General features: G+C 74.0%; 15 protein-coding genes. 5 read left to right on the forward strand and 10 right to left on the reverse strand.

From position 1 onward, the window contains the following. Positions 1-106 precede the first annotated feature (106 nt). Entirely contained in the window at positions 107-1,780 is a 1,674-nt protein-coding gene (locus tag NFS20_RS09390; protein ID WP_251151511.1) for a flavin-containing monooxygenase, read from the reverse strand. Positions 1,781-1,904: 124 nt separating this feature from the next. After that, complete coding sequence (locus NFS20_RS09395; protein WP_251151512.1) at positions 1,905-3,500, reverse strand: SLC13 family permease; 1,596 nt, start codon at positions 3,498-3,500, stop codon at positions 1,905-1,907. 90 nt (positions 3,501-3,590) lie between these two features. Here NFS20_RS09395 and NFS20_RS09400 point away from each other — a divergent pair, with 90 nt between their 5' ends. After that, positions 3,591-4,232, forward strand: coding sequence for an NADPH-dependent F420 reductase (locus tag NFS20_RS09400; protein ID WP_251151875.1), 642 nt, complete (start codon positions 3,591-3,593; stop codon positions 4,230-4,232). Positions 4,233-4,256: 24 nt separating this feature from the next. On the opposite strand, the gene NFS20_RS09405 is transcribed toward NFS20_RS09400, so the two are convergent. The 3 genes from NFS20_RS09405 to NFS20_RS09415 are packed head-to-tail and all read right to left on the reverse strand — an operon-like array spanning position 4,257 to position 9,141. Beyond that, on the reverse strand, positions 4,257-4,646 hold the full coding sequence (locus tag NFS20_RS09405; RefSeq protein WP_251151513.1) for a hypothetical protein: 390 nt from the start codon (positions 4,644-4,646) through the stop codon (positions 4,257-4,259). Positions 4,647-4,648: 2 nt separating this feature from the next. After that, positions 4,649-7,807 (reverse strand): bifunctional [glutamine synthetase] adenylyltransferase/[glutamine synthetase]-adenylyl-L-tyrosine phosphorylase, encoded by a 3,159-nt coding sequence (locus NFS20_RS09410; RefSeq protein ID WP_251151514.1) that lies wholly within the window; start codon positions 7,805-7,807, stop codon positions 4,649-4,651. Further along, positions 7,804-9,141 (reverse strand): glutamine synthetase family protein, encoded by a 1,338-nt coding sequence (locus NFS20_RS09415; protein ID WP_251151515.1) that lies wholly within the window; start codon positions 9,139-9,141, stop codon positions 7,804-7,806. The genes NFS20_RS09410 and NFS20_RS09415 overlap by 4 nt, the downstream gene beginning before the upstream one ends. A 127-nt stretch (positions 9,142-9,268) precedes the next feature. On the opposite strand from NFS20_RS09415, the gene NFS20_RS09420 reads away from it, so the two are divergent. After that, on the forward strand, positions 9,269-10,975 hold the full coding sequence (locus NFS20_RS09420) for an NAD+ synthase (protein WP_251151516.1): 1,707 nt from the start codon (positions 9,269-9,271) through the stop codon (positions 10,973-10,975). A 54-nt stretch (positions 10,976-11,029) separates the two neighbouring features. After that, entirely contained in the window at positions 11,030-11,878 is an 849-nt protein-coding gene (gene panB, locus NFS20_RS09425) for a 3-methyl-2-oxobutanoate hydroxymethyltransferase (protein WP_251151517.1), read from the forward strand. A gap of 66 nt (positions 11,879-11,944) precedes the next feature. Here panB and NFS20_RS09430 read toward each other — a convergent pair whose 3' ends face one another. Both NFS20_RS09430 and NFS20_RS09435 read right to left on the reverse strand, forming a co-directional pair. Then, a complete protein-coding gene (locus NFS20_RS09430) occupies positions 11,945-12,865 on the reverse strand; it encodes an N-acetylmuramoyl-L-alanine amidase (protein ID WP_251151518.1) in 921 nt (306 codons plus the stop codon). Then, positions 12,862-13,083, reverse strand: a complete 222-nt coding sequence (locus tag NFS20_RS09435) for an SPOR domain-containing protein (RefSeq protein WP_251151519.1) — start codon at positions 13,081-13,083, stop codon at positions 12,862-12,864. Before NFS20_RS09435 ends, NFS20_RS09430 begins: the two co-directional genes overlap by 4 nt. A 64-nt stretch (positions 13,084-13,147) precedes the next feature. Here NFS20_RS09435 and map point away from each other — a divergent pair, with 64 nt between their 5' ends. Together map and ppgK are read left to right on the forward strand one after the other, a co-directional pair. Next, on the forward strand, positions 13,148-14,062 hold the full coding sequence (map, locus tag NFS20_RS09440; RefSeq protein WP_251151520.1) for a type I methionyl aminopeptidase: 915 nt from the start codon (positions 13,148-13,150) through the stop codon (positions 14,060-14,062). Continuing rightward, positions 14,059-14,862: a polyphosphate--glucose phosphotransferase gene (gene ppgK / locus NFS20_RS09445; protein ID WP_251151521.1), complete on the forward strand. Its 804-nt coding sequence runs from the start codon at positions 14,059-14,061 to the stop codon at positions 14,860-14,862. Before map ends, ppgK begins: the two co-directional genes overlap by 4 nt. A 69-nt stretch (positions 14,863-14,931) precedes the next feature. On the opposite strand, the gene NFS20_RS09450 is transcribed toward ppgK, so the two are convergent. From NFS20_RS09450 to NFS20_RS09460, 3 genes are all read right to left on the reverse strand, one after another. Further along, positions 14,932-15,297 (reverse strand): STAS domain-containing protein, encoded by a 366-nt coding sequence (locus NFS20_RS09450; protein WP_251151522.1) that lies wholly within the window; start codon positions 15,295-15,297, stop codon positions 14,932-14,934. A gap of 310 nt (positions 15,298-15,607) precedes the next feature. After that, positions 15,608-18,217, reverse strand: coding sequence for a phosphoenolpyruvate carboxylase (locus NFS20_RS09455; protein ID WP_251151876.1), 2,610 nt, complete (start codon positions 18,215-18,217; stop codon positions 15,608-15,610). A 231-nt stretch (positions 18,218-18,448) separates the two neighbouring features. Further along, entirely contained in the window at positions 18,449-19,267 is an 819-nt protein-coding gene (locus NFS20_RS09460) for a hydroxymethylpyrimidine/phosphomethylpyrimidine kinase (RefSeq protein ID WP_251151523.1), read from the reverse strand. Positions 19,268-19,416: the final 149 nt, after the last annotated feature.

Here is a 19,416-nt window from a genome sequence, read left to right on the forward strand (position 1 = left end):
CGTGGTTCGTCGCGAGAGCCCCGGAGTCCCTCGGACTCCGGGGCTCTCCCGCGTCGGGGCGCCGTCGCAGCCTGGACACCGGGCGGTCAGGGAGGTGCAGCTCGCGTCAGGCGACCTGCGGCGACTCACCGGCCGGCGTGTGGGCCGAGGGCAGGCACGCACCCGGGCGCAGGCCTGCGTAGCCCTCCGCCTCGACCTCGGCGCACAGGTCCTGGTAGACCTGCCCACCGCCGAGGTACACGGCCATCTCCTCACGCTTGCCGGGCACGTTGCCCCCGAGGAACCACGCGCCCGCCTTGCGGCCCTCCGCGTACATCACCGTCGCGTGCCCGGCGCGCTCGGTCTCCGCGCGCCACCAGTCCTCTGCCGCGCGCGTCGCCTCGAGCCGGTCCACCCCGTTCTCCCGCGCGAACGACAGCGCTCGCTGCAGCCACTGCGCCCCGAGCTGGACCGGGACCGGCAGGTTGGACAGGGGGGTCTGCGGGCCGACCGACATGAAGAAGTTCGGGAACCCGTGGACGGCGATCCCGAGGTAGGTCCGCAGCCCGTCGCGGTCCCACCGCTCCCGCAGCGTGATCCCCTCGCGCCCGACGACGTCGATCGCCGTCAGCGCCCCGGTCATGGCGTCGAAACCGGTCGCGAGCACGAGCACGTCGACCTCGTGCTCCACACCGTCGACGACCACGCCGCGCGGCGTGATCTGCGTGATCGGCGACGCGAGCACGTCGACGAGCTCGACGTTCTCGCGGTTGTACGCGTCGTAGTAGCCGTGGCCCGTGGGCGGTCGCTTGCCCATGAAGGTGTACGTCGTGGGACTCAGCATCGCCGCCGTGCGCGGGTCGCTGACGATCTCCCGGATCTTGCCGCGGAGGAACTCGGACGCGAGCGCGCTGGCCTCCGGGCTCGTCATGAGGTCCGTGAAGCACTCCATCGCGAAGTGGAAGCCCCCCGCCTGCCACTTGGACTCGAACACACGCCGCCGCTCGTCGTCGTCCACCTCCAGCGCGGAGTGCGGCGGGAAGTCCATCGGCACCCCGAACGGGTGCCGGGCAGCACGCTCGAAGACCGTGTCGTAGTTCTCGCGCAGCCAGGTGAGCTCTTCCGGCGTGACAGCGGGGCTCGTCGACTCGAGGACGTAGTTGGGGGTGCGCTGGAAGACCGTGACGTGCGCGACCTGTGCGGCGAGCTCCGGCAGCATCTGGATGCCGGACGCCCCGACGCCGATCATCCCCACGCGCTTGCCGTTCAGGTCCACGCCGTCGTGCGGCCAGCGAGCGGTGTGGTGCGCCGGCCCGGCGAACGTCTCCAGCCCGGGGACGGCCGGGAGCACCGGGCGCGAGAGGAGGCCGGTCGCCGACACGAGGTAGGTCGCCCGCAGCCGGGAGCCGTCCGCGAGCGTCAGCGTCCACAGGTTGGTCGTGTCGGAGTGCTCGGCACGCTCGACCCAGGTGCTCAGCCGGACGTCCCGGCGCAGGTCGAGCCGGTCGGCGACGAACTCGAGGTAGGCGCGGATCTCCTCTCCCCGCGGGTACCGCTCGGTCCACTCCCACTCGTCGCGCACCGCGGTGGAGAACGAGAACGCGTAGGAGTCGTACTCCGAGTCGGTGCGCACGCCCGGGTAGCGGTTCGCCCACCACGTGCCGCCGATCCCTTCGGCGCCGTCCACCACGAGGACCGAGAACCCGATCTCCCGCAGGTGGTGGAGCATCGCCAGCCCCGAGTAGCCCGCCCCGATCACGAGGACGTCGTACGTCTCGCCGTCACCGCCCGTGGTCTGCATGAACGACTCCCCGTGTCCGGTCTGGCAGGGCGCCGCGGGCGGGAGCACGGGCGACGCGGTACACCGTCCCACGTGCGCGGTCGCCGTGCCAGGGTGAATCCACCCTCCCCGGCGACTGCCGCGGTCAGAACGGCCAGACGAGCGGGACGTACAGGACCGCGGCGGCGAGGAACACCAGCGCGAGGGGCAGGCCGAGACGCCAGTAGTCGCCGAACCGGTAGCCACCCGGTTGCAGGACCATGAGGTTGACCGGCGTGGCGATCGGGGTGAGGAACGCCGCCGCCCCGGCGACGGTGAGCGCCATCATGAACGGCTGCGGGCTCACGCCGAGCGTCTGCGCGAACGACACCGCGACAGGGGCCATCACGAGCACCGTCGCGACGTTCGAGATGAACTGACCGAGCACGATCGTGAGGACGCACACCACGAGGAGCGCGAGGCGCGGGGAGCCGTCTCCGAGGAGTCCGAGCACGAGCCCGGCGATCGCATCGGCCGCCCCCGAGGAGACGAAGGCCGCCGACAGCGGGATGAGCGCCGCGATCAGGACGACGGTGTCCCACGAGATCGCGCGAAATCCTTGAGGGACGGTGACGACCTTGGTGAGCACGAGGGCCATCGCCGCGAGCAGGCCGGCGATCACCGGCGGGACGACGCCGGTCGCCAGCAGCACGATCGTCACGACGAGCACCGCGAGGCAGCGGCGCCAGCCGCGACCCAGAGGGACTCCCCGCTGCAGGCTGCGGGACGAGTCGACGGCGATGACGTCGGGCGACTGCGTGTAGCGGTGGAGCGCGTCCCAGGGACCGCGGACGAGCACGGCGTCGCCGGGCTCGAGGGTCATGGCTCCCGAGGGGGTGTCGGTGTCCGGGCCCGTCGACCGGCCCTCGCCGCGGCGGAGCGCGACGACGACGAGGCCTTCGTCCCGCGTCGTCATGCCGGGGCTGACGGTCCGCCCGACCAGGGTCGAGCGCGGCGCGATGAGCACCTCGACGACCCCCGTGCCGCCGGTGAACAGCCGCCCCGTCTCCAGGTCGGCGGTGTAGCTCTCCCGCCACGAGCGCACCCGCTCACGCGGGTCGGTCGCCGTGTCGGCGAGGTGCTCGGGGACGCGCTCGGGGAGCAGCCGGTCTCCGAGCGTCACGACGAGCACGGCCGTGGCGAGCACGAGAGGGATCCCCACCAGGGCGAACTCGAAGTAGCCGAACTCCCGGCCGCCCGCCTCGGCCGCCGCCTCGGAGACGATGATGTTCACGGGCGTGCCGGTCAGCGTCAGCAACGATCCCGCGCCGGCGGCGAACGCGAGCGGGACGAGCATGCGCGACGGGACGATGCCGGCCCGCGCCGCCGCGACGACCGCGACCGGGAGGAGTGCCGCGACCGCGCCGTTGATGCTGATGACCGCGGCGAGGAGCGCGGCGACCCCGACCATCAGCGCGAGCAGCCCGGCACGGCCGAGGGACGCGCGCCGTTCGAGCCACTGCCCGATCCACGCGGTGATCCCCGTGGCGTCCAGCGCCTCGCTGAGCACGAACAGCGTCGCGATGAACAGCACGATCGGGTCGCTGAAGCCTCCCAGCGCCTCGTCGAGCGGGAGCACCCCCGTCGCCCAGAGCGCCACCGGAACGAAGAGCGCGACGACCACGAGCGGCAACCGGTTGGTCATGAAGCCCACGACCGCGAGCGCCAGGATGACGAACGTCGCGACCAGCGGATCGATCATGGGCACCCCCCTGGGACGCCAGGATGCCACACGGCGCCCCGCCCGGGAGGTCGCCGGAATAGCGGGCGCGCCGGTGCGTTGTCGATGACCATGACGACTCTCGGCATCATCGGCGCAGGCAACATCGGCTCACAGGTCGCCCGGGCGGCGATCGCCCACGGCTACGACGTGGTCGTCGCGAACTCGCGGGACCCCCGGACGCTCGACGGCCTCGTCGCGGAGCTGGGTCCGCGAGCACGGGCGGCGACCGCCGAGGAGGCGGCGCGCGCCGCGGACGTCGCCGTCGTAGCGGTGCCCTTCGGGGCGTACCGCGACGTCCCCGCCGAGCCGCTCGACGGCAAGATCGTCCTCGACACGAACAACTACTACTGGGAGCGCGACGGGCACGTCGAGGCCCTCGACCGGGGTGAGGCCACGTCGTCGGGCCTGCTCCAGGAGCACCTGGCCGGGTCGAAGGTGGCCAAGGCGTTCAACCACATCCGGTCGACGGACATCACGACCGACGGGACCCCCGCGGGCACCCCGGGACGCCGCGCGCTGGCGACCGCGAGCGACTTCCCCGAAGCCGCCGCCTGGGTCGTGCGGTTCTACGACGAGCTGGGGTTCGATGCCGTCGACACGAGCCCGCTCGTGGAGTCGTGGCGCGTCGAGCGCGACCGTCCGGCGTACGTCGCACGCCAGGACGCCGACGAGCTGCGCGCGAACCTCGACCGCGCGCCCCGCACCCTCTGACGTGCCCGTCCCGGGGCGGGTGCCTCACACGCGCTCGCCCCGGGCGACGAGGCCCGCGCCCACGATCAGCAGCACGAGGAGCGCGACCACGAGGCCGAGGAGCGCGAACGCGCGGGCCGGTCCGAGCGGACCCTCCACAAGGCGCGCTGACCGTCGGCAGCCGACGCCGCACAGGCCCCACAGCACCGCGGCGGCGAGGGGCTCGGGGCGCTGCCACGCGACGGTCAGCACGACCGCGAACGCTGCGAGCGCCCATGCGATCCACCCTGCCCAGCGCAGGCGCGAGCCGTAGAACGACCCAGCCGGCCGGCGGCCGCGCTCGGGCGCCGCGCGGCGGTCGCAAGAATCGCCGAGCACCCGGGGCTCGCGCCGGTCGAGCAGACCCGGGACGGGCGGCTCGTCGCCCCGGGCCACGGTCAGTCCTCGCCGTAGAAGACGCGTTCCATGACCGACCGCGCGCGCCGTGCGGTGCGCAGGTAGTGCTCCTCGAGCTCCGCGCCGGTGCCGACGTCCGGGAGGTCGAGCACGCGCGCGAGGCCGGTGAGGGCGAAGCGGTCGTGCGGCAGCACGTCGACGGTCGTCCCGGTCGTGCGGCCGGACCACAGCACGAGCGCGCTGCGCAGGCGCGACGCGAGGTGCCACGCCTCGCCGAGCACGGCGGCGTCGTCGGCGTCGACGAGCCCGGCCTCCACGGCCGCGTCGAGCGCGTCGACGGTCGACGTCGTCCGCAGGCCGGGGACGTCGTGCGCGTGCTGGAGCTGCAGGAGCTGGACGGTCCACTCGACGTCGGCCACTCCCCCGCGCCCGAGCTTGAGGTGGCGTGACGCCTCGACCCCGCGCGGCAGCCGTTCCGACTCGACGCGCGCCTTGATCCGCCGGACCTCGCGCACCTCGGCCGGGTCGAGACCGCCCGCCGGGTAGCGACGGCGGTCCACGACGCCCACGAACTCCGCGCCGAGCCCGGCGACGTCGCCCGCGACGGGTCGCGCGCGCAGGAGCGCCTGCGCCTCCCACACGCTCGACCACCGCTCGTAGTACTCCGCGTACGACGCGAGAGAGCGCACGAGCGGGCCGTTGCGCCCCTCGGGGCGCAGGTCCGCGTCGACGGGCAGGGCCGGTTCCGGCCCGACGGCGGACAGGAGCTGGCGCAGTCGCGTCGCCACGGCGAGCGCGTACGCCTGGGCGTCGCGCTCCTCGGCGCCCGGCACCGGGTCGTGCACGAACATGACGTCCGCGTCCGAGCCGTAGCCCATCTCACGACCGCCCAGGCGACCCATCGCCACGACGAGCACGCGGGCGGGGGCCGAACCCGGGTCCTGGGCGTCGTGGCCGAGCTCGTCGCGCGCGACGAACTCCGCGACCCGCAGCGCCCCGACCAGCACGACGTCGGCAGCGTCCGAGATGCTCCGCGCCGCGTGCACGGGGTCCACGAGGCCGAGCAGCTCCGCCGCCCCGGTGCGCGAGAGCTCGCGCCGACGCACGGCCCGCAGGCTCACCGTCGCCGGCTCGACCTCGTCCGCGCGCGTGAGGATCGCGTCGGTCTCCGCGGCGAGCCGTCCGGCGCCCCGCGGGGTGAGGTCGGCGTCGGCGGCGAGCCAGCGCACCGACTCGGGCGAGCGGGCGAGCGCGTCGGCCAGGTACCGCGAGCTGGAGAGCAGGTGGGCGAGCCGTCGGGCCGCCGAGCCGGAGTCGCGCAGGAGCTTGAGGTACCAGTGGGTCGTGCCGAGCGTCTCCGAGAGGGTCCGGAACGCGAGCAGACCGGCGTCCGGGTCGGCGCCCTCGGCGAACCAGCCGAGCATGACGGGCAGCAGCTGGCGCTGGATCGCCGCGCGCCGGCTCACGCCCTCGGTGAGCGCGAGCACGTGGCGCATCGCGCCGACGGGGTCGCGGTAGCCGATCGCCGCGAAGCGGGCCTTGGCAGCCTCCGGGGCGAGGCTCACCTCGTCCGGCGAGAGCTGCGCGGTCGCGGGCAGCAGCGGGCGGTAGAAGAGCTCCTCGTGCAGGGAGCGCACCTCGCGGCGCGTCGAGCGCCAGCGCTCCGTGAGCCCGTCGGCGCCCTCTCCGCGCAGGCCGAGCGAGCGCGCGAGCCGGCGCAGCTCGTCGGCCGACGTCGGGACGAGGTGCGTCCGCTTGAGCCGGAACAGCTGGATGCGGTGCTCGAGGGCGCGCAGAAACCGGTAGCAGACGCCGAGCCGGGCCGCGTGGTCGCGACCCACGTACCCGCCCGCGGCGAGCTCGGCGAGAGCGGTGAGCGTCGACCGGCTGTGGATCGCCTCGTCGGCGCGCCCGTGCACGAGCTGGAGGAGCTGGACGGTGAACTCGACGTCGCGCAGGCCGCCCTTGCCGAGCTTGAGCTGGCGGTCGGCCTCCGCCGCGGGCACGTGGTCCTCGACGCGGCGGCGCATCGCCTGGGAGTCCTCGACGAAGTTCTCGCGACCCGCGGCCGACCACACGAACGGCGAGATCGCCTCCTCGTACGCACCGCCCAGGTCCCGGTCCCCCGCGACCGTGCGGGCCTTGAGGAGCGCCTGGAACTCCCAGGTCTTCGCCCAGCGCTCGTAGTACGCGACGTGGCTCGCGAGGGTGCGCACGAGCGGCCCCTGCTTACCCTCGGGGCGCAGCGCGGCGTCGACCTGCCACAGGGGCGGCTCGCCGGACGTCCCCCAGCACACGCGTGCCAGGCCCGTCGCGAGCCGCGCCCCGACGCTCGTGGCGTAGGCCTCGTCGTGCCCGTCGGTGGGCTCGACGACGTAGATCACGTCCACGTCGGAGATGTAGTTGAGCTCGCGCGCGCCGCACTTGCCCATGCCGATCACCGCGAGGCGTACGCCGGCGCCGCGGTCGTCGAGCTCCGCGCGGGCGATCGCGAGCGCGCCGTCGAGCGCCGCGGCCGCGAGGTCCGCGAGCGCCGCGCCGACGGCGGGCATGCGGGTGAGCGGGTCGGGCACGGTCAGGTCCGTCGCCGCGATCCGCAGGAGCCGCGCGCGGTACGCACGGCGCAGCGCGTCGACACGCGTCGGCCCGCGCTCGTCGGCGACGGGTACCGCGGCGTCCGGGTCCGCGCCGACGGCGCGCAGGAGCTCCGCGCGCACCTCCCGCGCGTCGACCCCCGTCCCGGGGGTCGGGTCCGCGACGACCTCGAGCAGCGCGGGACGACGCACGACGTCGTCCCCGAGCGCGACCGACGCGCCGAGCACGGCGAGCAGGCGGTCCCGCGCCTCGCCGGGTTCGAGACAGCGACGCGCGAGGTCCGCGAGCGGACCTCTCCGCTCGACCTCGGGGCCCAGCGCCCCGGCGAGCCGTACGACCTGCAGCAGCGCGAGATCCGGGTCGGCGGACTCCCCGAACGCGGCGAGGACGTCGTCACCCGGTCCGTCACCCGCTCCGTCGACGCGTCCGGCGCCCGACGGCGAGGCGTCGCCGTCGTGCCGCACGCCGCCGTCGAGCAGGAGCGCGAGGTCCGGGTCGGCGAGCAGGCTCGCCGACCGCGTGATGTCGGCGAACCCGACGCGAGCCAGGCGACCGGTGAGCGTCGGCCGGCGCGACCCGCCCGACCCCGTCGTGGGGCTGCTCACAGGACCTGGAGGAACCGCTTCAGCTCGAACGGCGTGACCTGCGCGCGGTACGCGTCCCACTCCTGGCGCTTGTTGCGCAGCACGAAGTCGAAGACGTGCTCGCCCAGGGTCTCGGCGACCAGCTCGGAGCTCTCCATGATCTGGATCGCGGCGTCGAGCGACTGCGGCAGCGGCTTGATGCCGAGCGCGCGACGCTCGGCGTCCGTGAGCTCCCACACGTCGTCCTCGGTGGCCTCGGGCAGGTCGTAGCCCTCCTCGATGCCCTTGAGCCCGGCGGCGAGCATGACGGCGAACGCGAGGTACGGGTTCGTGGCCGAGTCGAGCGCGCGGTACTCCACGCGGCTCGAGTTGCCCTTGCCGGGCTTGTACATGGGGACGCGCACGAGCGCGGACCGGTTGTTGTGGCCCCAGCACACGTAGCTCGGCGCCTCGGCACCGCCCCACAGGCGCTTGTACGAGTTGACGTACTGGTTGGTGATGGCGGTGATCTCCGCGGCGTGCACGAGCAGGCCCGCGATGAACTGGCGCGCCGTCTTGGACAGCTCGAACTGGGCGCCGGGCTCGTGGAACGCGTTGCGGTCGCCCTCGAAGAGCGACAGGTGCGTGTGCATGCCCGACCCGGGCTGATCGGCCATCGGCTTGGGCATGAACGACGCGAACACGCCCTGCTCGAGCGCCACCTCCTTGACGACCGTGCGGAACGTCATGAGGTTGTCCGCGGTGGTCAGGGCGTCGGCGTAGCGCAGGTCGATCTCGTTCTGGCCGGGGCCGGCCTCGTGGTGGGAGAACTCCACCGAGATGCCCATGGACTCGAGCATCGTGATCGCCGCGCGGCGGAAGTCGTGCGTCGACCCCCGCGCGAGGTGGTCGAAGTAGCCGCCCTGGTCGACCGGGACGAGCGGCGACTCGGCGTCGGCCGGCTGGTTGAAGAGGTAGAACTCGACCTCGGGGTGCGTGTAGAACGTGAAGCCCTTGTCGCTCGCCCTGGCGAGCGCCCGCTTGAGGACGTTCCGGCTGTCCGCGAGGGACGGCTCGCCGTCGGGCGTGAGGATGTCGCAGAACATGCGCGCCGTCCCGTGCCGCTCGCCGCGCCACGGGAGGACCTGGAACGTCGTCGGGTCCGGCCTGGCGATCATGTCGGCCTCGTACACGCGCGTGAGGCCCTCGATCGAGCTGCCGTCGAACCCGATGCCCTCGGCGAACGCGGACTCGAGCTCGGCCGGGGCCACCGCCACCGACTTGAGCATGCCGAGCACGTCGGTGAACCAGAGCCGGATGAAGCGGATGTCGCGCTCCTCGACCGTGCGGAGCACGAACTCCTGCTGCCTGTCCATGCGGTACATCCTGCCTGATCCGTGTGACGAACGGGTGACACGACCGCGTGGCGGACCTGTGGCGTGCCCCGCACGCCGTCCGGCAGCCGCGGACGAGGCGCGCGCCGCGCTCGTCTACGCTGGCCGCATGGCTGATCTGCGCGTCGCGCTGGCACAGGTCGACACGTGCGTGGGGGACCTCGACGGCAACGCCGCCCTGGTCCTCGAGCGCACCCGCGAGGCCGCGGCCGCCGGCGCCGCCCTCGTGGCGTTCCCCGAGATGACCCTCACCGGCTACCCGATCGAGGACCTCGCGCTGCGCGCGTCGTTCCGGCGCGCGGCCTGGGAGGCCGCGGCCGACATCGCGGCACGGCTCGCCGCCGAGGGGCTCGGCGCGACCACGGTCGTCCTGGGGACCGTGGGCACCTCGGGCAGCCCCCGGGGTGCCGGCGCCGCCGAGCGCGAGGCGTCGGGCAGCCCCGCGGACCTGCCGACCAACCGCGCCGTCGTGCTGCGCGACGGCGTCGTGCAGGCCGCGTACGACAAGCACCACCTCCCGAACTACGGCGTGTTCGACGAGTTCCGCATCTTCGCCCCGGGCCGCACCACGACGGTCGTCGAGGTCGAGGGCCGCCGCGTGGGCGTCGCGATCTGCGAGGACATCTGGCAGGACGGCGGCCCGGTCGCCGAGATGGCGGCTCTCGACGAGGCGGGGAACGGCCTCGACCTCCTCCTCGTGCTCAACGGCTCCCCGTTCGAGGAGGGCAAGGGTCACGTGCGCACCGACCTCGCCGCGCGCCGCGCGCGCGAGGTGACCGCGCCGGTCGCCTACGTCAACCTCGTCGGCGGGCAGGACGACCTCGTGTTCGACGGCGGGTCGTTCGTCACCGACTCGACGGGTGCCGTCGTCGCGCGCTCGCCGCAGTTCGTCGAGGACCTGCTCGTGTGGGACCTGCCCGACGACGGCAGCGCCCCCCGAGGACCGAGCGCCCCGGAGCTGCACCCCGACGAGGAGGTCTACCGCGCCTGCGTCACGGGCCTCGCGGGCTACGTGCGCAAGAACGGCTTCCGGTCCGTGGTCCTCGGCGTCTCGGGCGGCATCGACTCCGCGCTCACGGCGACGATCGCGGCGGACGCGATCGGCGGGGAGAACGTCGTCGGGGTGTCCCTGCCGTCGCGCTACTCGTCCGAGCACAGCAAGGACGACGCCGCCGACCTCGCCAAGCGGCTCGGCGCCGACTACCGCGTCCAGCCCATCGCGCCCATGGTCGAGGCGTTCCAGGGCGAGCTCGAGCTCGAGGGCGTCGCCGAGGAGAACCTCCAGGCCCGCGTGCGCGGGGTGGTCCTCATGGCGATCTCCAACCGCGAGGGGCACCTCGTCATCGCGCCCGGCAACAAGTCCGAGCTCGCGACCGGCTACGCGACGATCTACGACGCGGGCAGCATCGGCGGCTTCGCGCCCCTCAAGGACGTCGACAAGTCGCGCGTGTGGCGGCTCGCGCGCTGGCGGAACGACGCCGCGCTCGACGCGGGCGAGATCCCGCCCATCCCCGAGTCGTCGATCACCAAGCCGCCCTCGGCCGAGCTGCGGCCCGGGCAGACCGACCAGGACTCCCTGCCGCCGTACGACCTGCTCGACGAGGTGCTCGACGCGTACATCGAGCACGCCGAGGGCCGTGCCGAGCTGCTCGCGCGCGGCTTCGACCCGGAGGTCGTCGACAAGGTCGTCACGCTCGTCGACCGCGCCGAGTGGAAGCGTCGGCAGTACCCGCCGGGCCCGAAGGTGACGGCTCTCGCGTTCGGTCGCGACCGCCGTCTGCCCATCACCAACCGCTGGCGCGAGCCTCTCGACTGACCGTCGCGGCACCCCGCCGGTCGCCTGCCAGAACCCGTCTGAGGAAGGTCGTCCATGTCCGCTCACACCACCCCCGAGCCCGCCGCGACCGGCGGGACGGGGCCGCGTCGCGTCCGCGTGCACCACCTCGCCGAGGCGAAGTCGCGCGGCGAGAGGATCACGATGCTCACCGCGTACGACGCCGTGACAGGGCGGATCTTCGACGACGCCGGGATCGACGTGCTGCTCGTCGGCGACTCGATCGGCAACACGATGCACGGGCACGCCACGACGCTGCCCGTCACCGTCGACGACCTGATCCCGCCCGCGCGCGCCGTCGCGGGCGCCGCGAGGCGCGCGTTCACCGTCGTCGACCTGCCGTTCGGGTCGTACGAGGCCGGCCCGGAGCAGGCGCTCGCGACGGGTGTGCGCTTCTTCAAGGAGGCAGGCGTGAGCGCGGTCAAGCTCGAGGGCGGACGCCGCATCGCGGCCCAGATCCGTGCGCTCACCGACGCGGGGATGCCCGTCGTGGGCCATCTCGGCTACACGCCCCAGTCGGAGAACCTGCTCGGCGGGCCGCGGGTGCAGGGTCGCGGGGACGACGCCGCCGAGCGGCTCAGCGAGGACGCGCTCGCCGTCGCCGAGGCCGGGGCGGTCGCGATCGTGCTCGAGATGGTCCCCGTCGAGGTCGCCGCGCGCATCACCGAGATCCTGCGCATCCCGACGATCGGCATCGGCGCCGGCGCCGCGTGCGACGGCCAGGTCCTCGTGTGGACGGACATGGCGGGCATGACCGACTGGTCGCCGCGGTTCGCGAAGCGGTACGCGGAGATCGGCGCGGCGCTCGGCCAGGCCGCCGCCGACTACGCCGCCGACGTGCGCGGCGGGACGTTCCCCGACGACGCCCACAGCTTCGCCCGCTGACGCCCGTTCGCCGCCGCCCGCCCGCCCTGACGTCGGCCGGGCGGCCGTCGCGAGCCGGGAGGCCTCCTACCCGTCGTCGGCCGTGCGGTCCGCCGCCCACGCCTCGAGCCCCGTCGCGAGGGCGTCGGCGTAGCGCTGGCGACCGCCCTCCGAGGCCATCACGGCGGCCTCCTCCGCGTTGCGCATCTCGCCGAGCTCCAGCATCACCGCGGGACGCTCGGCGTGGTTGAGGGTCGCGAGGTCGTCGCGCCGCTGGATCGGGCCGTCGTCGCCCGCGACCGACGACGACGGCGCGAACCCGGCCGCCCCGAGCGCCGCCACCAGCTCGCGCGCGAGCGCGACGCTCGGTGCACCCTGCGCGTCGTGCACCGGAGGGTCCGCCACGATCGCGAAGAACCCGTGCGCGCTGCGGTCCTCCGTGCCGTTGGCGTGCACCGACACGAGCACGTCGGCGTCGTGCTCCTGCGGGAACCGCCCGCGGGCGTCGACGCACGGCCCGACCCCCGCGTCGTCCGAGCGGGTGAGGACCACGACCGCGCCGAGCTCGGTGAGGCGCGCCGCGAGGCGGCCGCTCACGTCCCACGTGAACGCGTGCTCGGGGTAGCCGGCGTCGGTCGACGCGCCGACGGTGTTGCACGCCTTGGTGCCGCCGCGTCCGTCGTCGACGGGCGCGTTGACCGTCAGCGGGTTCGCACCGTTCCCGCCGTTGTGCCCGGGGTCGACGGCGACCGTGAGCCCGGCGAGCGGCGGCGGAGGCGCGGTCTCGGCCGTGACCGTCGGCTCCGGGGTCGCGGTCGTCGCGTCCGGGGACGGCGAGGCGGCGAGCGCGGCGCCCGAGGGCGCGAGCGTCGTCGGACCGCCCCCAGGACCGGCACGGACCTGCAGCGCGACGAGAAGCGTCAGCGCCCCGACGGCCAGGCCCGCGAGGAGCAGGCCGAGGCTGCCCCACCGGACGCGCCACGGTCCCGGCGGAGGGGCGTGCGTCACTCGCCGTGCTCGCGGCGGTCTTCCTCGTCCCAGGCCTCCGACCGCTGCCGTGCGGTCTCCAGAGCCTTCTGCGCCGCCTCACGCGTCGGGTACGGGCCCATGCGGTGCGACCACGAGCTGCCGCGGCCCCGCTGGACCTCGCCGGTCCCGGTGTCGTAGTAGTACTGGTCCTCGGTCGTGGGGGTCTCGCCGTCGTCGGCGACAGGTCCGGTGCTCATCCCCCGATCCTCCCCCAGGTCCGGGGCGCGGCGCACCCGCCCGCCGACTTCGTAGACTGCGGTCATGCCCTCGACCACACCCTCCTCCGACGCGGGCACCGCACCACAGGTCGCGGCGCCCGTGCGGCGCGGTCCCCTGGCCCCCGGGAGGATCGGTGCACGACGCGCCGTCCCGACCTCGATCCCGCGCCCCGAGTACGTCGGCCGCCCCGGCCCGCAGCCCTTCACCGGCAGCGAGGTCAACGACCCGGAGACGATCGAGCGCATCCGGGTCGCGTCGCGCGTCGCGGCGCAGGCACTGGCCGAGGTGGGGCGCCACGTCGCGCCCGGCATCACGACGGACGAGCTCGACCGCGTGGGGCACGAGTTCCTCCTCGACCACGGGGCCTACCCGTCGACGCTCGGCTATCGCGGCTTCCCGAAGTCGCTGTGCACGTCGGTCAACGAGGTCGTGTGCCACGGCATCCCCGACTCGACCGAGCTCGTCGACGGCGACATCGTCAACGTCGACGTCACGGCGTTCCTCGGCGGCGTGCACGGAGACACGAACGCGACGTTCGGCGTCGGGACGGTCGACGAGGAGTCCACGCTGCTCGTCGAGCGCACGCGCGAGGCGCTCGCGCGCGGGATCAAGGCCGTCGCCCCCGGTCGCGCGGTCAACGTGGTCGGCCGTGTCATCGAGCGGTACGCGGCCCGGTTCGGGTACGGGGTCGTGCGCGAGTACACGGGTCACGGCGTGGGTCGCGCGTTCCACTCGGGCCTCGTGATCCCCCACTACGACGCCGCTCCCCTGCACGACACCGTGATCGAACCCGGGATGGTGTTCACCGTCGAGCCGATGCTCACGCTCGGCACGTCCGAGTGGCGGATGTGGGACGACGGGTGGACGGTAGTCACCGCAGACACCTCGCGCACGGCTCAGTTCGAGCACACGCTGCTGGTGACCGACGACGGAGCGGAGATCCTGACACTCCCATGAACGCGCACACGTCCTCCCACCCCTCCGGCCCGACCGGGCTCGCCTTCGGCATCGACGTCGGCGGCAGCGGCATCAAGGGCGCGCCCGTCGACCTCGCCACGGGCGAGTTCGCCCAGGAGCGCCACCGCATCCCGACGCCGCAGCCCTCCACGCCGCAGGCCGTCGCCGAGGTGATCGCCCGGCTCGTCGACGAGTACGACCTCCCGGCCGAGGTCCCCGTCGGTGTCGCGTTCCCCGCGCCGCTGCAGCACGGGATCGTCCGCTTCATCGCCAACCTCGACAAGTCGTGGACGGGCGTGGACCTGCCCGCGCTGCTGCACCGCGAGACGGGGCGCCACGTCGTCGCGGTCAACGACGCCGACGCCGCCGGCATCGGCGAGGTGCGGTACGGCGCGGCGCGCGACGCCGACGGCGTGGTGCTCGTCGCCACGCTGGGCACCGGGATCGGCAGCGCGATCGTCGTCGAGGGCCACCTGCTGCCCAACACCGAGCTGGGCCACCTCGAGATCGACGGGCACGACGCCGAGACGAAGGCGTCGGACGCGGCCCGCGACCGTGAGGACCTGAGCTGGGAGCAGTGGGCCGAGCGGCTCCAGCGCTACTTCGGCGTGGTCGAGGACCTGTTCTCGCCCGACCTCATCGTCGTCGGCGGCGGGGTGAGCAAGAAGCACGAGCACTTCCTGCCGCACCTGCACCTGCGCGCCCCGATCGTGCCGGCCCAGCTGCGCAACGCGGCCGGGATCGTGGGTGCCGCGTCGCTCGCCGCCGAGGACGCGCGTCGTACCGCACGGTCTGCCTGACGCCTCGGTCCGGCGCCCGCCGACCGGCGGGACCTGGCCTCCGGCCGACGATCGGGCCGGCCGGCGGCCTCAGGACGTCGTGACGTCGTGCCGCTCGCTCCCGAAGATCTCGATGACGCCGAGCATCTCGAGGACGTCGGTCACGACGCTCGGCGGGTTGCGCAGGGTCACCGAGAGCCCTTCCTCGGACCCGATCGTGTAGAACTGCACGAGGAACGCGATCCCGGTCGAGTCCATGAACGTCACCCGGGACGTGTCGATGACGACCGGGACGTCCCGCTCGAGCGCGTTCGCGAGCGCGGCGCTCGCCTCGCTGCGCAGCGCGACGTCGATCTCCCCCCACATGGCGACCACGCTGGCGCCCGGCTCCTCGAGCAGGCGGATCCCGCCCGTCTCGACCGCCGCGCCCTTCGTCTCTGCCTGCTGCACCGTCATCGCCCCGCCTTCCTGCTGCCTGCCCCGCCCGCCCCGACGGGTCGGCGCCACCTGCTTGACGCCCACCGACCGTCCGGCCCCGCTCTGCACGTCGTCGGGCGCGGCTGGGATGCACGGTCGATCGTGGCCAGGGTAGCCCAAAAATGCCACGGAATGGGAGCCCTCTGGCAAGAACTTTACCTGGCTGGCCGAGACAGCGTTGTCAGGGCGAGATAGTTGACGATTCATTCACCAGTTGGACGGGTGTCCAACGGCGACGGCCGCCCCTGGAGCGTCGGCTCCGGGGACGGCCGTGCGATCGGCAGCCCGGTCAGCCGGTGTTCTGCAGACCGGCGGCCACGCCGTTGACCGTGAGGAGCAGGAGGTGCTGCAGCTCGTCCTTCGCCGGACCCTCCGCGCCCGCCCGCAGCCCACGCAGCGCGCGGACCTGCAGCAGGGACAGCGCGTCGACGTACGGGCTGCGCAGCTGGACCGCCCGTCCGAGGACGCGACGGCCCGAGAGCGGCCACGCGTTGCCCGTCACCGCGAGGACGCGCTCGCGCGTCAGGCGGAGCTCTTCGAGCACGGCGCCCGCGAGGTCGTCGCGGTCCCCCAGCGCGAGGTAGCGCTCGGCGATGCGCGCGTCGGTCTTCGCGAGCGACATCTCGACGTTGTCGAGCAGCGTCGCGAAGAGCGGCCACTCGCGGTGCGCCTCGCGCAGGAGCTCCAGGTCGCCGAACTCCGCGAGCGCCGTGCCGAGGCCGTACCAGCCCGCGAGGTTGATGCGGGCCTGCGACCAGGAGAACACCCACGGGATCGCCCGCAGGTCGTCGAGCGAGGACACGGACAGCCCGCGTCGCGCGGGCCGAGAACCGATCGGCAGCAGGCCGACCTCCTCGAGCGGCGTGACCTGCGCGAACCACTGCGGGAAGCCGTCCGCGCGCACGAGCTCGTGGAAGCGGCGACGCGACGAGGCGTCGAGCGCCACGGCCAGCTCCCGGTAGCGGTCGGTCGCCTCGGCGTTGCGCTTCTCCGTCGACGGCGCGGACGCGAGCAGGGTCGCGGCCGCCACCTGCTCGATGTGGCGCGACGCGATCGTCGGGTCGCCGTACCGGGCGAGGATGACCTCGCCCTGCTCGGTGAGCTTGAAGCGACCGTCCACCGAGCCCGGCGGCTGGGCGAGCACGGCCCGGTTGGCAGGGCCGCCCCCGCGGCCGAGCGCACCGCCGCGACCGTGGAACAGCGTCAGCGTGATGTCGTGCCGCTCGGCCCACAGCGCGATGCGGCGCTGCGCGTCGTGCAGCGCGAGGGTCGCCGAGACGGGCCCGACGTCCTTCGACGAGTCCGAGTAGCCGAGCATGACCTCGACGCGGCGGCCGTTCTCGGCGAGCCGCTTCTGCACCTGCGGCAGCGTGAGCATCGACTCGAGGATGTCGACGCTCGCCTCGAGGTCCGCGAACGTCTCGAACAGAGGGATCGCGTCCACGACCGGCTTGTCGTCGGCACCGGCGAACGCGTGCTCGGCCAGCTCGTAGACGGCCGCGAGGTGCTCGGGCGCCTGCGTGAACGAGACGATGTAGCGCCGCGCAGCGCGCAGGCCGTAGCGCTGCTGGACAGAACCGAGCGCGCGGAACGTGTCGAGGACCTCGCGCGTGCGGTCGGACAGGTCGCCGTGCACGCCCTTCTCGGCGATCTCCGCGAGCGCCGCGGCGTGCACCTGCGAGTGCTGGCGCACCTCGAGCTCGGCGAGGTGGAACCCGAAGGTCTCGACCTGCCACACGAGCTGCTGCAGGTCGCCGTACGCGGCGCGAGGCGCCCCGGCGGCGACGAGGGACTCCTGCACGACCCGCAGGTCCGACTCGAGCTGCTCGGGGTCGGCGTAGGCGAGGTCGGCGTTGCGCGCGCGCGTCGCCGCGACCCGTTCGGCCACGACGAGCAGCACCGCGCGGTGCGGCTCGCGGGGAGACGCTGCCGCGGCGGCGGCCGTGACGGCCTCCGAGAGCTGGCGCTGACGCTGCCACAGGGCACGCAGCCCGTCCGACGGCGGCGTGCCGTCCTCGTCGAGGGTGAGCTTGCGGCCGACGCGCCGCGTCTGCTCCTCGAGCGCGACGAGCGCGTGCTCGGAGGCGATCGCCGCCGCCTGCCTTGTGACCTCCGCGGTGACGTTGGGGTTGCCGTCGCGGTCCCCGCCGATCCACGTGCCGAGGCTGACGAAGGGGCGCACGAGCGGCTCCTCGCGGCCCGCCTCGTCGCCGAGCAGCCAGTCGTCGAGGCGCCGGTAGACCGTCGGGAACGTGTCGAACATCGTCGCGTCGAACACGCCGAGCGCCGTCTTCACCTCGTCGAGCACGGACGGCTTGTGCTCACGGATCGGCGCGGTGCGCCACATGGTGTCGATCTCGGCGAGCAGGCGCCGCTCGTTCTCCGCGAGCGACGTCCCGCCGAGGGGCTGGGCGTCGCGCTCGTCGAGAAGCGTCGCGATGCGGCGCACCGCGCCCGAGACGGCGCGGCGGCGCGCCTCCGTGGGGTGGGCCGTGAGGACGGGGCGGAACTCGAGACGGCGCAGCCGGCGCAGCGCCTCCTCGCGGCCCACCTCGGCGACGAGCTGCTCGAACGCCTCGGGCAGCGAGTCGTCGTGCGTGACCGCACGGGTCGCGAACTCGGCCTCGCGCTCGCGCAGGACGCGCACGCGGTGGTACTCCTCGGCGAGGTTCGCGAGGTGGAAGTAGCACGTGAAGGCGCGGGCGACCTGCTCCGCGCGCTCGATCGTCAGGCCCTCGACGAGCGCCTCGGCGTCGGCGAGCACCGCGCCCGTCGTGTCGTCGTAGGCGGCGATCGCGAGCTCGCGCAGGCGCTCGACGTCGTCGAGCAGGCCCTGCCCGCCCGTCTCGCGCAGCACGGTGCCGAGCAGCCCGCCGAGGAGGCGGACGTCGTCGCGCAGCGGGGCGGGGACGTCGTGGCGCGCGAGGCCGCGGTCCTTCTCGTCCGCGGCCCCGGGGACGGCGGTGCCGAGCCGGGCGGGGTCGCCGCTGCCGGGGGTCAGTTCCGGTGGGGAGAGGTCGTTCACGGGGACGAGGGTATTCCTTGACCGACGCCCGACGCGCACGCGTCCGGTGGGTGATCCCTGACGGGGCGTGAGGTGGGCCGGCGGACCGGGGTCACCGGACGGTGCTCAGGGGCGGTACGCGCCCTGCCAGACCGTGTCGAACGGCGTCGCCGCCGGGACGCGCGCGGCGATGCCCTGCGTGACGACCTCCTTCGCGACCTCGACGGCCGCGCGGACGTCGGAGCCCTTCGCGAGCTCGGCCGTGATCGCCGCGGCGAACGTGCAGCCCGCACCCGAGACGCGCTCCTCGCCGACCTTGGGCCGCGACAGCACGACGACGCCGTCGCCGTCCACGAGGACGTCCACGGCGTCGGGACCTGCGAGCTCCACGCCGCCCTTCGCGACGACGACGTCCGGGCCCAGGTCGCGGATGCGGCGCGCGGCGTCGACGAGCTCGTCGACGGTCCCGATCGACTCGACGCCCGCGAGCGTGCGCGTCTCGAAGAGGTTGGGCGTCACGACGGTCGCGAGCGGCAGCACCTGCTCGCGCAGCGCGGTGTCGGTGTCGAGCGCGGCGCCCGGCTCCTGGCCCTTGCAGATGAGGACGGGGTCGAGCACGACGTGCTCCCACGACCGCGAGCGCAGCGACGCCGCGACGACGTCGATCGTCGCGGGCGTGCCGAGCATGCCGACCTTCACGACCGACGGCGCGTGCGTGGCGACCGCGGCCTCGAACTGGTCGGCGATGACCTGCGCGTCCACCGGGACGAAGCGGTGCCCCCAGTCGTTCTTCGGGTCGAACGACACGATGCACGTGAGCGTCCCCACGCCGTACGCGCCGAGCTGCTGGAACGTCTTGAGGTCGGCCTGGATGCCGGCCCCGCCGGTCGCCTCCGAGCCGGCGATGACATAGGCGACGGGGGGCTGCTGGGTCTGCTGGCTCATCGGGGACTCCTCGGCGTCGTGCGGCACGGTGGGTCGGGTCGCTCCGCGCCCGCCGTGCGAGGGCGCGAAGGTGCGGACGAGCCGGTCTGTACGCCGGCTACCGTTCCCGGCTCGTTTCACGGGGTCTAGCAGGATGTCATCAGGTCTTT

This window comes from Cellulosimicrobium sp. Marseille-Q4280, from assembly GCF_943181405.1.
GTDB lineage: Bacteria > Actinomycetota > Actinomycetes > Actinomycetales > Cellulomonadaceae > Cellulosimicrobium.

Coding starts and splice junctions, on each gene's coding strand:
- NFS20_RS09390 (WP_251151511.1), bottom strand. CDS start 1,780: ATGCAGACCACGGGCGGTGACGGCGAGACGTACGACGTCCTCGTGATC.
- NFS20_RS09395 (WP_251151512.1), bottom strand. CDS start 3,500: ATGATCGATCCGCTGGTCGCGACGTTCGTCATCCTGGCGCTCGCGGTC.
- NFS20_RS09400 (WP_251151875.1), top strand. CDS start 3,591: ATGACGACTCTCGGCATCATCGGCGCAGGCAACATCGGCTCACAGGTC.
- NFS20_RS09415 (WP_251151515.1), bottom strand. CDS start 9,141: ATGGACAGGCAGCAGGAGTTCGTGCTCCGCACGGTCGAGGAGCGCGAC.
- NFS20_RS09420 (WP_251151516.1), top strand. CDS start 9,269: ATGGCTGATCTGCGCGTCGCGCTGGCACAGGTCGACACGTGCGTGGGG.
- panB (WP_251151517.1), top strand. CDS start 11,030: ATGTCCGCTCACACCACCCCCGAGCCCGCCGCGACCGGCGGGACGGGG.
- NFS20_RS09435 (WP_251151519.1), bottom strand. CDS start 13,083: ATGAGCACCGGACCTGTCGCCGACGACGGCGAGACCCCCACGACCGAG.
- map (WP_251151520.1), top strand. CDS start 13,148: ATGCCCTCGACCACACCCTCCTCCGACGCGGGCACCGCACCACAGGTC.
- ppgK (WP_251151521.1), top strand. CDS start 14,059: ATGAACGCGCACACGTCCTCCCACCCCTCCGGCCCGACCGGGCTCGCC.
- NFS20_RS09450 (WP_251151522.1), bottom strand. CDS start 15,297: ATGACGGTGCAGCAGGCAGAGACGAAGGGCGCGGCGGTCGAGACGGGC.
- NFS20_RS09460 (WP_251151523.1), bottom strand. CDS start 19,267: ATGAGCCAGCAGACCCAGCAGCCCCCCGTCGCCTATGTCATCGCCGGC.